Origin of the sequence: Pseudomonas sp. GL-B-19, assembly GCF_019956415.1 — a bacterium.
In the GTDB taxonomy this organism is placed as follows: Bacteria; Pseudomonadota; Gammaproteobacteria; order Pseudomonadales; family Pseudomonadaceae; genus Aquipseudomonas.
In genome coordinates this window covers 168574-181861 of the sequence record NZ_JAHBDK010000086.1, presented here as the reverse complement: position 1 = coordinate 181861, position 13288 = coordinate 168574, and the positions used below count along the sequence as shown (strand labels likewise).

Sequence of the window (13288 nt, the reverse complement as noted above, 5' to 3'; positions counted from 1 at the left end):
AAGCAAGAATGGCTAAGGTATTCGCGATTGCGAACCAAAAGGGTGGTGTGGGTAAAACCACCACCTGCATCAACCTCGCAGCTTCCCTGGTCGCTACCAAGCGTCGGGTACTGCTGATCGATCTCGATCCACAGGGCAACGCCACCATGGGTAGCGGTGTGGATAAACACGGTCTGGAAAACTCGGTCTACGACTTGCTGATCGGTGAATGCGACTTGGCCCAGGCCATGCATTTCTCCGAACACGGTGGTTACCAGTTGTTGCCGGCTAACCGTGACCTGACGGCGGCTGAAGTGGTTCTGCTGGAAATGCAGATGAAGGAAAGTCGCCTGCGCAGTGCATTGGCGCCGATCCGTGAAAACTACGATTACATTTTGATCGACTGCCCGCCGTCGTTGTCGATGCTGACGCTGAACGCACTGGTTGCCGCCGATGGGGTAATTATCCCCATGCAGTGCGAGTACTTTGCGTTGGAAGGTCTGAGCGACCTTGTGGATAACATCAAGCGCATCGCCGAACTGCTGAACCCGAACCTGAAAGTCGAAGGCCTGTTGCGGACCATGTACGACCCGCGTCTGAGCCTGATGAACGATGTGTCTGCACAGCTCAAGGAACACTTCGGCGAGCAGCTCTACGACACCGTGATTCCGCGCAACATTCGCCTGGCCGAAGCGCCTAGTTATGGGATGCCGGCATTGGCGTACGACAAGTCATCTCGGGGCGCCATTGCCTATCTGGCTTTGGCGGGCGAGATGGTTCGTCGTCAACGCAAAAACTCACGCACCGCCGCTGCTCAGGCAACTTAAGGAATCCCCATGGCCGTCAAGAAACGAGGTCTCGGACGTGGACTGGATGCACTGCTGAGTGGTCCGACTGTCAGCTCGCTGGAAGAACAAGCGGTGCAAGCCGACCAGCGTGAGCTGCAGCACCTTCCCCTGGACCTGATCCAGCGGGGCAAGTATCAACCCCGTCGGGATATGGATCCTCAAGCGCTGGAAGAATTGGCGCAGTCGATCAAGGCCCAGGGTGTGATGCAGCCGATCGTGGTCCGCCCGATCGGTAGCGGTCGCTTCGAGATCATCGCCGGTGAACGCCGCTGGCGTGCAAGCCAGCAGGCAGGCAAGGAAACCATCCCGGCGATGGTTCGCGATGTACCGGATGAAACGGCCATCGCTATGGCGCTGATCGAGAATATCCAGCGTGAAGACCTCAATCCGATCGAAGAAGCGGTGGCGTTGCAGCGTTTGCAGCAGGAATTCCAGCTCACTCAACAGCAAGTTGCCGAGGCCGTGGGCAAATCCCGCGTGACCGTGGCCAACCTGCTACGCTTGATCGCGTTGCCGGAAGTTATCAAAACCATGCTGTCGCACGGTGACCTGGAAATGGGTCATGCGCGAGCTTTGCTCGGTTTACCGGAGAATCAACAGGTAGAAGGGGCGCGACACGTTGTCGCACGGGGGCTGACTGTGCGCCAGACTGAAGCACTGGTTCGCCAGTGGTTGAGTGGCAAACAGGAACCTGCCGAACCGGTAAAACCGGACCCGGATATAGCCCGACTTGAGCAGCGCCTGGCCGAACGCCTAGGCTCTGCGGTGCAGATTCGCCACGGTAAGAAGGGGAAGGGGCAGTTGGTTATTGGTTACAACTCCCTCGACGAATTGCAGGGTGTGCTTGCACACATTCGTTGAAACATTTCCTCATGTAGCGTGAAGTCGGAAATCACTACCTGACAGTTGAATAGGGGCGGAACCGCCCCTATACTCTGCGCGCATTTTGTCGGCACAAATTATGCCAAGTTATTGAATTCTGGCAGCCGATCATTGGGGAGCAAAAACGATGGAGAGCCGCACGCCAAACCGCTTGCCGTTCCATCGCCTGGCAGTTTTTCCGGTCTTACTGGCTCAATTTGTCGTTTTGGTACTGGCCGCCTTGGCGCTCTGGTACTGGCATGGAGTCGTAGCCGGGTACTCAGGACTTTGCGGAGGCCTGATAGCCTTGCTTCCCAATGTTTATTTCGCTCACAGGGCATTTCGGTTTTCCGGCGCCCGAGCAGCTCAAGCCATCGTCCGGTCTTTTTATGCCGGCGAGGCGGGCAAACTGATTTTGACGGCAGTGCTCTTTGCATTGACGTTTGCAGGTGTGAAGCCATTGGCGCCGCTAGCTGTATTCGGCGTCTTCGTGTTGACCCAACTGGTCAGCTGGTTCGCGCCCCTGCTGATGAGAACAAGACTTTCGAGACCTTAGGGCGTTTGAGGCAACCATGGCAGAGACAACCGCTTCGGGCTATATCCAGCACCACTTGCAGAACCTGACCTTCGGTCAGCACCCAACTGGCGGGTGGGGTTTTGCCCACACCGCAGCAGAAGCCAAAGAAATGGGCTTCTGGGCTTTCCACGTCGATACTCTCGGCTGGTCGGTCGCGTTGGGTCTGATCTTCGTTCTTCTTTTCCGCATGGCGGCAAAGAAGGCGACTTCCGGTCAGCCTGGCGGCTTGCAGAACTTCGTTGAGGTTCTGATCGAGTTCGTCGACAGCAGCGTGAAAGATACCTTTCACGGCCGTAATCCATTGATCGCACCATTGGCGCTGACCATTTTTGTCTGGGTGTTCCTGATGAACGCCGTCGACCTGGTACCGGTTGACTGGATTCCAAAAGTGGCAGCCATCATTACTGGCGACCCGCATCTGGTCTTCCGTGCTGTTCCGACCACTGACCCGAACGCGACCCTGGGCATGTCCCTGTCGGTGTTCGCGTTGATCATTTTCTACAGCATCAAGGTCAAGGGCATCGGCGGCTTCATCGGCGAACTGACCCTGCACCCTTTCGGCAGCAAGAACGTCTTCGTTCAAGCCCTGCTGATCCCGGTGAACTTCCTGCTGGAGTTCGTGACGCTGGTTGCCAAGCCTATTTCCCTGGCACTGCGTCTGTTCGGCAACATGTACGCCGGCGAACTGGTCTTCATTCTGATCGCTGTGATGTTCGGCAGCGGTCTGCTCTGGCTTAGCGGCCTGGGCGTAGTTCTGCAGTGGGCGTGGGCTGTGTTCCACATCCTGATCATCACCCTGCAGGCGTTTATCTTCATGATGCTGACCATCGTTTACCTGTCGATGGCGCACGAAGAGAACCATTAAGACCAGTCTCGACTAGTCTGATGTCCCACTCGGTCAAACGGGTGGGTGCCCTAACAGGGCTATGAAACGATTTGTTTTACCGCTTTAAAATCTAAAAAACCTAAACCATACGACGTAAAAGTCGGGAGGAAAGATGGAAACTGTAGTTGGTCTAACCGCTATCGCTGTTGCACTGTTGATCGGCCTGGGCGCACTGGGTACCGCAATTGGTTTCGGCCTGTTGGGCGGCAAGTTCCTGGAAGGCGCAGCGCGTCAGCCAGAAATGGTTCCAATGCTGCAAGTTAAAATGTTCATCGTTGCCGGTCTGCTCGACGCCGTAACCATGATCGGTGTTGGTATCGCTCTGTTCTTCACCTTCGCGAACCCATTCGTTGGTCAACTCGCTGGCTAATTACTCGAACCTTCGAGTAGTTGGTGTGATGTGTAACGAACGAGCGAGGTGTTGGCGTGAACATTAATGCAACCCTGATTGGCCAGTCCGTTGCGTTCTTCATTTTTGTACTGTTTTGCATGAAGTTCGTGTGGCCTCCGGTCATCGCGGCTTTGCACGAACGTCAGAAGAAGATTGCGGATGGACTGGACGCTGCCGCCCGAGCAGCTCGCGACCTGGAATTGGCCCAAGATAAAGCGGGTCAACAACTGCGCGAAGCTAAAACTCAGGCAGCCGAAATCATTGAGCAAGCCAAGAAACGCGGTAACCAGATCGTTGAAGAGGCTGTTGAAAAAGCCCGTATCGACGCTGACCGTGTGAAGGTTCAGGCTCAGGCCGAGATCGAACAGGAACTGAACAGTGTCAAAGACGCGCTGCGTGCCCAACTGGGTAGCCTGGCAGTCTCCGGCGCCGAGAAGATCCTGGGTTCCACAATCGATCAAAACGCGCACGCGGAGCTGGTAAACAAACTGGCTGCTGAAATTTAAGCGAGGGCGATCATGGCAGAATTGACCACGTTGGCCCGACCTTACGCTAAGGCAGCCTTCGAGCACGCCCAGGCCCACCAGCAACTGGCCTCTTGGTCAGCCATGCTCGGCCTGGCTGCAGCAGTGTCGCAAGACGACACCATGCAGCGCGTGCTCAAGGCCCCGCGACTGACGAGCGCAGACAAGGCCGCCACGTTTATTGACGTGTGCGGCGACAAGTTTGATGCCAAGGCACAGAACTTCATCAACGTCGTTGCCGAAAACGACCGTCTCCCGCTGTTGCCGGAGATATCCGCTCTGTTCGACCTGTACAAGGCCGAACAAGAGAAGTCGGTAGACGTTGAAGTGACCAGTGCTTTTGCATTGAACCAAGAACAGCAAGACAAACTCGCCAAGGTTCTCAGTGCACGACTCAACCGGGAAGTGCGCCTGCAAGTCGAGGAAGACAAATCCCTTATTGGGGGCATTGTCATCCGCGCCGGCGACCTGGTTATCGATGGCTCGGTTCGCGGCAAACTCGCGAACCTTGCCGAAGCATTGAAATCTTGAGTTTGAAGGGGCAGCAGAGCAATGCAGCAACTCAATCCTTCCGAAATAAGTGAAATTATCAAGGGCCGCATCGACAAGCTCGATGTGACCTCCCAAGCCCGTAACGAAGGCACTGTCGTCAGCGTATCTGACGGTATCGTGCGGATTCACGGTCTGGCCGACGTAATGTACGGCGAGATGATCGAGTTTCCGGGCGGCGTCTTCGGTATGGCTCTCAACCTGGAGCAAGACTCTGTAGGTGCCGTTGTATTGGGCGCATACCAGTCTCTGGCTGAAGGCATGAGCGCCAAGTGCACTGGCCGCATCCTCGAAGTTCCGGTTGGTAAGGAACTGCTGGGTCGCGTAGTCGACGCACTGGGTAACCCGATTGATGGCAAAGGTCCGCTGAACAACACCTTGACCGATGCGGTCGAGAAAGTTGCTCCAGGCGTGATCTGGCGTAAGTCGGTAGACCAGCCTGTACAGACTGGCTACAAGGCTGTCGATGCCATGATCCCTGTCGGCCGTGGCCAGCGTGAGCTGATCATCGGTGACCGTCAGATCGGTAAAACCGCTCTGGCGATCGACGCGATCATCAACCAGAAAAACAGCGGAATCTTCTGCGTCTATGTAGCTATCGGTCAGAAACAATCGACCATCGCTAACATTGTTCGCAAGCTGGAAGAAAACGGCGCACTGGCTAACACGATCATCGTGGCAGCGAGCGCTTCGGAATCTGCAGCACTGCAATACCTGGCACCTTACGCCGGTTGCACCATGGGTGAATTCTTCCGCGACCGCGGTGAAGACGCGCTGATCGTTTATGACGATCTGTCCAAGCAAGCAGTGGCTTATCGCCAGATTTCCCTGCTGCTGCGCCGTCCACCAGGCCGTGAAGCTTACCCAGGCGACGTGTTCTATCTCCACTCCCGTCTGCTGGAGCGCGCATCCCGCGTTTCGGAAGAGTATGTAGAGAAGTTCACCAACGGCGCAGTGACCGGCAAAACCGGTTCCCTGACCGCGCTGCCGATCATCGAAACCCAGGCTGGCGACGTTTCCGCGTTCGTTCCGACCAACGTGATTTCCATCACTGACGGTCAGATCTTCCTGGAGTCGGCCATTTTCAACTCCGGGATCCGTCCTGCAGTGAACGCCGGTGTTTCGGTATCCCGTGTGGGTGGTGCCGCTCAGACCAAGATCATCAAGAAGCTCTCCGGTGGTATCCGTACCGCTCTGGCTCAGTACCGTGAACTGGCGGCATTCGCCCAGTTTGCATCTGACCTGGACGAAGCGACCCGTAAGCAACTTGACCATGGTCAGCGCGTTACCGAGCTGATGAAGCAGAAGCAATACGCACCAATGTCGATTGCTGACATGGCGCTGTCGCTGTATGCCGCTGAGCGTGGGTTCCTGACTGACGTCGCAATCGCCAAGATCGGTAGCTTTGAACAAGCGCTGATTTCCTTCTTCAACCGCGATCACGCCGATTTGATGGCGAAGATCAACGTGAAGGGTGACTTCAATGACGAAATCGATGCTGGCATGAAAGCCGGTATTGAGAAGTTCAAGGCCACCCAAACCTGGTAAGCCGCAGCGGGAGCCGCAAGGCTCCCGCTTGCTAACCTGATAGGTGTTACATGGCAGGCGCAAAAGAGATTCGCAGTAAGATTGCGAGCATCAAAAGCACGCAAAAGATTACCAGCGCCATGGAAAAAGTGGCGGTCAGTAAAATGCGCAGGGCACAAATGCGCATGGCTGCTAGCCGTCCTTACGCGGAGCGCATCCGCCAGGTTATTGGTCATTTGGCCAACGCCAACCCGGAATATCGCCACCCGTTCATGATCGAGCGTGAAGTAAAGCGCGTCGGTTACGTTGTGGTGAGCTCTGACCGTGGTTTGTGTGGTGGTTTGAACACCAACCTGTTCAAGGCCCTGGTCAAGGACATGGCGGTAAACCGCGAAAACGGCGTCGAGATTGATCTGTGTGTAGTGGGTAGCAAGGGTGCGGCTTTCTTCCGCAACTTCGGCGGCAACGTCGTAGCAGCTATTAGCCACCTGGGTGAAGAGCCGTCGATCAATGATCTGATCGGCAGCGTCAAGGTGATGCTGGATGCCTACCTGGACGGCCGTATTGACCGCCTGTCCGTGGTGTCCAACAAGTTCATCAACACCATGACGCAATCGCCTACCGTGGAGCAGTTGATTCCACTGGTGGCAACCCCGGATCAAGGACTCAAGCACCACTGGGACTATCTCTACGAACCGGACGCCAAAGAGCTGCTTGACGGCTTGATGGTTCGTTACGTGGAGTCGCAGGTCTACCAGTCGGTGGTCGAGAACAACGCGGCTGAACAAGCTGCGCGGATGATCGCGATGAAGAACGCTACCGACAACGCCGGTGATTTGATCAGTGATTTGCAGCTGATCTACAACAAGGCGCGTCAGGCTGCGATCACCCAAGAGATCTCGGAAATCGTCGGCGGCGCTGCCGCGGTTTAACGGTTCAAATATTCAGAGGATCCAGCTATGAGTAGCGGACGTATCGTTCAAATCATCGGCGCCGTTATCGACGTGGAATTCCCACGCGACAGCGTACCGAGCATCTACAACGCGCTGACTGTACAAAGCGCGGCCGCAACCACTCTGGAAGTTCAGCAACAGCTGGGCGACGGCGTGGTTCGTACCATTGCGATGGGCTCTACCGAGGGCTTGAAGCGTGGTCTGGACGTCATCGACTCCGGTTCCGCCATCTCCGTACCGGTCGGTAAAGCGACGCTGGGCCGGATCATGGACGTACTGGGCAACCCGATCGACGAAGCTGGCCCGATCGACACCGAAGAGCGCTGGGGCATTCACCGTCCTGCGCCAACCTTCGCTGAACAAGCGGGCGGCAACGACCTGCTGGAAACCGGCATCAAGGCTATTGACCTGGTTTGCCCGTTCACCAAGGGTGGTAAAGTCGGTCTGTTCGGTGGCGCCGGTGTAGGCAAAACCGTAAACATGATGGAACTGATCCGTAACATCGCCATCGAGCACAGCGGTTATTCCGTGTTCGCCGGTGTGGGTGAGCGTACTCGTGAGGGTAACGACTTCTACCACGAGATGAAGGATTCCAACGTTCTGGACAAAGTGGCACTGGTTTACGGTCAGATGAACGAGCCGCCGGGTAACCGTCTGCGCGTAGCACTGACCGGCCTGACCATGGCCGAGAAGTTCCGTGACGAAGGTAACGACGTTCTGCTGTTCGTCGACAACATCTATCGTTACACCCTGGCCGGTACAGAAGTATCCGCACTGCTGGGCCGTATGCCTTCCGCAGTAGGTTACCAGCCGACCCTGGCCGAAGAGATGGGTACTCTGCAAGAGCGTATCACTTCGACCAAGAATGGTTCGATCACCTCGATCCAAGCGGTATACGTACCTGCGGATGACTTGACCGACCCGTCGCCAGCGACCACTTTCGCCCACTTGGACGCCACCGTCGTTCTGTCCCGTGACATCGCTTCCCTGGGTATCTACCCGGCAATCGATCCACTCGACTCGACTTCGCGCCAGTTGGACCCGAACGTAATCGGCCAGGACCACTACGACACTGCTCGCGGTGTACAGTATGTTCTGCAGCGTTACAAAGAACTGAAGGACATCATTGCGATCCTCGGTATGGACGAGCTGTCGGAAGAAGACAAGCAGTTGGTAAACCGTGCTCGTAAGATCCAGCGTTTCTTGTCGCAGCCGTTCTTCGTGGCTGAAGTCTTCACCGGTTCTTCGGGTAAATACGTTTCCCTGAAAGACACCATTGCTGGCTTCAAAGGCATCCTCAACGGTGACTACGACCACCTGCCAGAACAAGCGTTCTACATGGTCGGCGGCATCGAAGAAGCGATCGAGAAAGCCAAGAAACTGTAATCCCGGCGCCCGGAAACGGGCGCTAATTTAGGTTGAGGCAATCAGATGGCTATGACAGTCCATTGCGATATCGTCAGCGCGGAAGGAGAAATCTTTTCCGGTCTGGTCGAGATGGTGATTGCGCACGGTGCACTGGGTGATCTTGGTATCGCACTGGGTCACGCGCCGTTGATCACTAATCTAAAGCCGGGCCCGATCCGCCTGGTCAAGCAGGGCGGGGAAGAGGAGGTGTATTACATCTCCGGTGGTTTCCTCGAAGTTCAGCCGAACATGGTCAAGGTTCTTGCCGACACCGTGCAACGTGCTGCCGACCTGGATGAAGCCTCCGCTCAGGAAGCCGTTAAGGCTGCCGAGAAGGCCTTGCATGAACGCGGCGCAGAATTCGATTACGGTTCTGCTGCCGCACGTCTGGCCGAGGCGTCAGCTCAGCTGCGCACCGTCCAGCAGATCCGCAAAAAGTTCGGCGGTTAATCCGTCATCGACTTGTTGTGCGATTGATTAAAAAGGGTAGCCTCGGCTACCCTTTTTTCTTTTCCAACTTTCATAACCTGGTCGCAGCCGCTGACCACCCAGGATTGGTAGCCAGTCATGTCTCTTGAAATCGTTATCCTCGCTGCTGGCCAAGGCACCCGCATGCGCTCGGCGTTGCCAAAAGTTCTGCACCCGATCGCCGGCAACTCGATGCTTGGCCATGTTATCCACAGCGCCCGACAACTTGATCCACAGCGCATCCATGTGGTGATTGGCCATGGCGCCGAAGCAGTACGTGAGCGTCTGGCGGCGGATGATCTGAATTTCGTCCTGCAGGACAAACAACTGGGTACCGGTCATGCGGTGGCTCAGGCCGTGCCGTTCATTGAGGCCGATACCGTACTGATTCTCTACGGTGACGTGCCGCTTATTGAAGTCGAAACCCTGCAACGCCTGCTCAAGAAAGTGGCACCGCAGCAACTGGGCTTGCTGACCGTTGAACTGGACGACCCGACCGGTTACGGCCGCATCGTTCGCGATGCCGCTGGCAAGGTCACGGCCATCGTTGAGCAAAAAGACGCCAACGAAGGCGAGCGTGCGATAACTGAAGGCAACACCGGCATTCTCGCCCTGCCTTTCGCACAACTGGGTGGCTGGATGAGCCGTCTCTCCAACAACAATGCCCAGGGCGAGTACTACCTGACCGACGTGATCGCCATGGCGGTCAGTGATGGGCTGGTGGTGGCCACCGAGCAACCTCATGACGCCATGGAAGTGCAGGGCGCCAACGACCGCAAGCAACTTTCCGAACTTGAGCGTCACTATCAATTGCGCGCCGGCCGCCGGTTGATGGCTCAAGGCGTGACCCTGCGTGACCCGGCTCGTTTCGATGTGCGTGGTGAAGTCACTGTCGGCCGCGACGTGCTGATTGATATCAACGTGATCCTCGAAGGCAAAGTAGTCATCGAAGACGACGTGGTGATCGGCCCGAACTGTGTGATCAAGGACAGCACCCTGCGCAAAGGCGTAGTGATCAAGGCCAACAGCCATATCGAAGGTGCAATTCTGGGCGAGGGCAGCGATGCCGGTCCGTTCGCGCGTCTGCGTCCGGGCACCGTACTTGAGGCTCGCGCACATGTGGGTAACTTTGTTGAATTGAAGAACGCTCACTTGGGCGAAGGCGCGAAGGCCGGTCATCTGTCATACCTTGGGGACGCCGAGATCGGTGCGCGCACCAACATTGGCGCGGGCACCATCACCTGCAACTACGACGGCGTTAACAAGTGGAAAACCGTGTTGGGTGAAGATGTGTTCATCGGTTCCAACAACTCGTTGGTGGCGCCTGTGGATATCTCTGCCGGTGCAACCACGGCGGCCGGTTCGACCATTACCCAGAATGTGGATAACTCACAGTTGGCGATAGGCCGGGCGCGGCAGAAGAATATCGACGGCTGGAAGCGGCCGGAAAAGGTCAAGAAGAGCTGAGTTATCCACAGCGCTTCAAAATCAAAAAATCGCAGTTTGCGGCAGGTACTGAACGACCCGCCGTAAGCTACGATTTTTTTAGTTATGCACAGGCCTTTTTATCGCATCACGCTTGACGAAATTTCGGCGATAGGTTTTGATTGCTTCCGTTATCTTTCGAATCGAAACTTACCAACCCATGTCGAAGCGCAATACACCCCAACGCCGGCACAATATCCTCACCTTGCTCAATGAGCAGGGCGAAGTCAGTGTGGATGAGCTGGCAAAGCGTTTCGAAACTTCGGAAGTTACGATTCGAAAAGATCTGGCGGCTCTCGAGAGTAACGGCCTGCTGCTGCGCCGTTACGGCGGAGCGATCACCATGCCTCAGGAACTGGTCGCTGACATCGGCCAACCCGTCTCCAAGTACAAACAAGCCATTGCCCGCGCCGCCGTCGCACGTATTCGTGAGCATGCGCGGATCATCATCGACAGCGGCAGCACCACGGCCGCGATGATTCCGGAACTCGGTCAGCAGCCAGGGCTGGTGGTGATGACCAACTCGCTGCACGTTGCCAATGCGTTGAGTGAGCTGGAACACGAGCCGGTGCTGTTGATGACCGGCGGTACCTGGGACCCGCATTCCGAGTCCTTTCAGGGGCAGGTCGCCGAGCAGGTTCTACGCTCTTACGACTTTGACCAACTTTTTATCGGTGCCGATGGCATCGATCTGGTCCGCGGTACTACCACTTTCAACGAATTGCTGGGGCTGAGCCGGGTCATGGCAGAAGTCGCCCGCGAAGTAGTCGTGATGGTGGAGGCCGACAAGATCGGCCGAAAAATCCCCAACCTGGAGCTGCCATGGAGCAGTGTCCATACCCTTATTACCGATGATCGCCTTTCGCTTGCGGCACGCGATCAGATTCAGGCCCGCGGAATCAATTTGATTTGCGCGGCTGTCAGTCAGGAGAAATAGTATGTGTGGAATTGTCGGCGCAGTTGCAGAACGTAACATCACCGCCATCCTGCTCGAAGGCCTCAAACGCCTGGAATACCGTGGCTATGACAGCGCCGGTGTGGCGGTTTTCACCAACGATGAAAAGCTCGAACGTATGCGTCGTCCGGGCAAGGTCAGCGAGCTGGAACTGGCACTTGAAGCCGAACCACTGGTCGGTCGTCTCGGCATCGCCCATACCCGCTGGGCGACACACGGCGCACCGTGTGAGCGCAACGCCCACCCGCATTTCTCCGGCGACCTGGCCGTGGTGCACAACGGCATCATTGAAAACCACGAAGCCTTGCGTGAGCAGCTGAAAGCCTTGGGTTATGTGTTCACCTCGGACACCGACACCGAAGTCATCGCTCACTTGCTGAACCACAAACTCAAGGATTTGCCCGACCTGACCGCGGCCCTCAAAGCGACTGTTAAAGAACTGCACGGCGCTTATGGCCTGGCGGTGATCAGTGCACAGCAACCGGATCGCCTGGTCGCGGCTCGCAGCGGCAGCCCGCTGGTGATTGGTCTGGGCCTGGGTGAAAACTTCCTCGCTTCCGACCAACTGGCCCTGCGCCAGGTCACTGACCGTTTTATGTATCTGGAAGAAGGCGATATCGCTGAAATTCGCCGTGACAGCGTGCATATCTGGGACGTTGATGGTAACGCCGTCGAGCGCGAAACCGTGCAGTATCGCGACGGTGCCGAAGCGGCGGACAAGGGCGAGTTCCGCCACTTCATGCTGAAAGAAATCCACGAGCAACCGTCTGTTGTTCAGCGCACCCTTGAAGGTCGCCTGAGCCCGAACGGCGTGCTGGTACAAGCGTTCGGTCCACAGGCTGCCGAGCTGTTCGCCAAAGTGCGCAACGTGCAGATCGTTGCCTGCGGTACCAGCTATCACGCCGGTATGGTTGCCCGTTACTGGCTCGAAGAGCTGGCCGGCATCCCGTGCCAGGTCGAAGTCGCCAGCGAATTCCGCTACCGCAAAGTCGTGGTGCAGCCAGACACCCTGTTCGTGACCATCTCCCAGTCCGGTGAAACCGCCGACACCTTGGCCGCACTGCGCAACGCCAAGGAGCTTTCAAGAGAAGAAGGGGGCTACCTCGCCAGCCTGGCGATCTGCAACGTCGGCATCAGTTCGCTGGTGCGTGAGTCCGATCTGACCCTGCTGACCCAGGCCGGTCGCGAAATTGGCGTGGCGTCGACCAAAGCCTTCACCACTCAACTGGTGGGCCTGCTGCTACTGACCCTGTCCCTGGGTCAAGTTCGAGGCACATTAGCCAAAGGCGTCGAAGCGACTCTGGTTGAAGAACTGCGTCGTCTGCCAACTCGCTTGGGCGAAGCCTTGGCCATGGACAGCACCGTCGAGAAAATCGCCGAACTGTTCGCCGAGAAGAACCACACGCTGTTCCTCGGCCGTGGTGCGCAATTCCCGGTAGCAATGGAAGGGGCCCTGAAACTCAAGGAAATCTCCTACATCCACGCTGAAGCCTACCCGGCTGGCGAGCTGAAACACGGCCCGTTGGCGCTTGTGGATAACGACATGCCCGTGGTGACCGTGGCACCGAACAACGAGTTGCTGGAGAAGCTGAAATCCAACCTCCAGGAAGTCCGCGCCCGTGGCGGCCAATTGATCGTCTTCGCAGACGAGCAGGCAGGCATGACCAATGGTGAAGGCACGCACGTTGTGCACATGCCGCATATCCACGACATCCTGTCGCCGATCCTCTACACCATCCCGCTGCAGTTGCTGTCGTACTACGTTGCTGTATTGAAAGGCACGGACGTTGACCAGCCGCGTAACCTGGCGAAGTCGGTGACGGTGGAATAAGTTATCCACAGGTGATCGAAATATTGTCTGCAATAAACAAAGGTTGT

At 56.7% G+C, this 13288-nt stretch carries 14 protein-coding genes; all 14 read left to right on the top strand.

Going from position 1 to position 13288, the window contains the following annotated elements; all coding sequences use genetic code 11:
• The first annotated feature begins 8 nt into the window (after positions 1-8).
• Positions 9-806 carry a ParA family protein gene (locus KGB06_RS27545; RefSeq protein WP_007948095.1) on the top strand — a complete coding sequence of 266 codons (798 nt, stop codon included), beginning with the start codon at positions 9-11 and terminating at the stop codon, positions 804-806.
• Positions 807-815: 9 nt separating this feature from the next.
• Positions 816-1688 (top strand): ParB/RepB/Spo0J family partition protein, encoded by an 873-nt coding sequence (locus KGB06_RS27540; protein ID WP_090177598.1) that lies wholly within the window; start codon positions 816-818, stop codon positions 1686-1688.
• 148 nt (positions 1689-1836) lie between these two features.
• Complete coding sequence (locus KGB06_RS27535; RefSeq protein ID WP_007948092.1) at positions 1837-2244, top strand: F0F1 ATP synthase subunit I; 408 nt, start codon at positions 1837-1839, stop codon at positions 2242-2244.
• Between the two features lie 16 nt (positions 2245-2260).
• Positions 2261-3130: a F0F1 ATP synthase subunit A gene (gene atpB, locus KGB06_RS27530; protein ID WP_223521376.1), complete on the top strand. Its 870-nt coding sequence runs from the start codon at positions 2261-2263 to the stop codon at positions 3128-3130.
• 133 nt (positions 3131-3263) lie between these two features.
• Positions 3264-3521 carry a F0F1 ATP synthase subunit C gene (atpE, locus tag KGB06_RS27525; protein WP_002555987.1) on the top strand — a complete coding sequence of 86 codons (258 nt, stop codon included), beginning with the start codon at positions 3264-3266 and terminating at the stop codon, positions 3519-3521.
• 56 nt (positions 3522-3577) lie between these two features.
• Positions 3578-4048, top strand: coding sequence for a F0F1 ATP synthase subunit B (locus tag KGB06_RS27520; RefSeq protein ID WP_223521375.1), 471 nt, complete (start codon positions 3578-3580; stop codon positions 4046-4048).
• 12 nt (positions 4049-4060) lie between these two features.
• Entirely contained in the window at positions 4061-4597 is a 537-nt protein-coding gene (locus KGB06_RS27515) for a F0F1 ATP synthase subunit delta (RefSeq protein ID WP_054594854.1), read from the top strand.
• A 21-nt stretch (positions 4598-4618) separates the two neighbouring features.
• Entirely contained in the window at positions 4619-6163 is a 1545-nt protein-coding gene (gene atpA, locus KGB06_RS27510; RefSeq protein WP_007948088.1) for a F0F1 ATP synthase subunit alpha, read from the top strand.
• 50 nt (positions 6164-6213) lie between these two features.
• Positions 6214-7074 carry a F0F1 ATP synthase subunit gamma gene (atpG, locus tag KGB06_RS27505; RefSeq protein ID WP_046030892.1) on the top strand — a complete coding sequence of 287 codons (861 nt, stop codon included), beginning with the start codon at positions 6214-6216 and terminating at the stop codon, positions 7072-7074.
• 27 nt (positions 7075-7101) lie between these two features.
• Entirely contained in the window at positions 7102-8481 is a 1380-nt protein-coding gene (atpD, locus tag KGB06_RS27500; RefSeq protein ID WP_007948086.1) for a F0F1 ATP synthase subunit beta, read from the top strand.
• 45 nt (positions 8482-8526) lie between these two features.
• The gene (locus tag KGB06_RS27495) at positions 8527-8952 is read left to right on the top strand and encodes a F0F1 ATP synthase subunit epsilon (protein WP_223521370.1); all 426 of its coding nucleotides are present in this window, start codon (positions 8527-8529) and stop codon (positions 8950-8952) included.
• Positions 8953-9069: 117 nt separating this feature from the next.
• On the top strand, positions 9070-10437 hold the full coding sequence (gene glmU / locus KGB06_RS27490; protein ID WP_223521368.1) for a bifunctional UDP-N-acetylglucosamine diphosphorylase/glucosamine-1-phosphate N-acetyltransferase GlmU: 1368 nt from the start codon (positions 9070-9072) through the stop codon (positions 10435-10437).
• A gap of 178 nt (positions 10438-10615) precedes the next feature.
• The gene (locus KGB06_RS27485; RefSeq protein ID WP_223521366.1) at positions 10616-11392 is read left to right on the top strand and encodes a DeoR family transcriptional regulator; all 777 of its coding nucleotides are present in this window, start codon (positions 10616-10618) and stop codon (positions 11390-11392) included.
• Between the two features lies 1 nt (position 11393).
• Complete coding sequence (gene glmS, locus KGB06_RS27480) at positions 11394-13241, top strand: glutamine--fructose-6-phosphate transaminase (isomerizing) (RefSeq protein WP_223521364.1); 1848 nt, start codon at positions 11394-11396, stop codon at positions 13239-13241.
• Positions 13242-13288 lie beyond the last annotated feature (47 nt).

Bases quoted from the DNA above. Each gene is read 5' to 3' on its own strand.
- atpG (WP_046030892.1), top strand. From the start codon at position 6,214: ATGGCAGGCGCAAAAGAGATTCGCAGTAAGATTGCGAGCATCAAAAGC.
- atpD (WP_007948086.1), top strand. From the start codon at position 7,102: ATGAGTAGCGGACGTATCGTTCAAATCATCGGCGCCGTTATCGACGTG.
- KGB06_RS27545 (WP_007948095.1), top strand. From the start codon at position 9: ATGGCTAAGGTATTCGCGATTGCGAACCAAAAGGGTGGTGTGGGTAAA.
- KGB06_RS27515 (WP_054594854.1), top strand. From the start codon at position 4,061: ATGGCAGAATTGACCACGTTGGCCCGACCTTACGCTAAGGCAGCCTTC.
- glmU (WP_223521368.1), top strand. From the start codon at position 9,070: ATGTCTCTTGAAATCGTTATCCTCGCTGCTGGCCAAGGCACCCGCATG.
- glmS (WP_223521364.1), top strand. From the start codon at position 11,394: ATGTGTGGAATTGTCGGCGCAGTTGCAGAACGTAACATCACCGCCATC.
- atpE (WP_002555987.1), top strand. From the start codon at position 3,264: ATGGAAACTGTAGTTGGTCTAACCGCTATCGCTGTTGCACTGTTGATC.
- KGB06_RS27535 (WP_007948092.1), top strand. From the start codon at position 1,837: ATGGAGAGCCGCACGCCAAACCGCTTGCCGTTCCATCGCCTGGCAGTT.
- KGB06_RS27540 (WP_090177598.1), top strand. From the start codon at position 816: ATGGCCGTCAAGAAACGAGGTCTCGGACGTGGACTGGATGCACTGCTG.
- atpA (WP_007948088.1), top strand. From the start codon at position 4,619: ATGCAGCAACTCAATCCTTCCGAAATAAGTGAAATTATCAAGGGCCGC.
- KGB06_RS27495 (WP_223521370.1), top strand. From the start codon at position 8,527: ATGGCTATGACAGTCCATTGCGATATCGTCAGCGCGGAAGGAGAAATC.
- KGB06_RS27485 (WP_223521366.1), top strand. From the start codon at position 10,616: ATGTCGAAGCGCAATACACCCCAACGCCGGCACAATATCCTCACCTTG.
- atpB (WP_223521376.1), top strand. From the start codon at position 2,261: ATGGCAGAGACAACCGCTTCGGGCTATATCCAGCACCACTTGCAGAAC.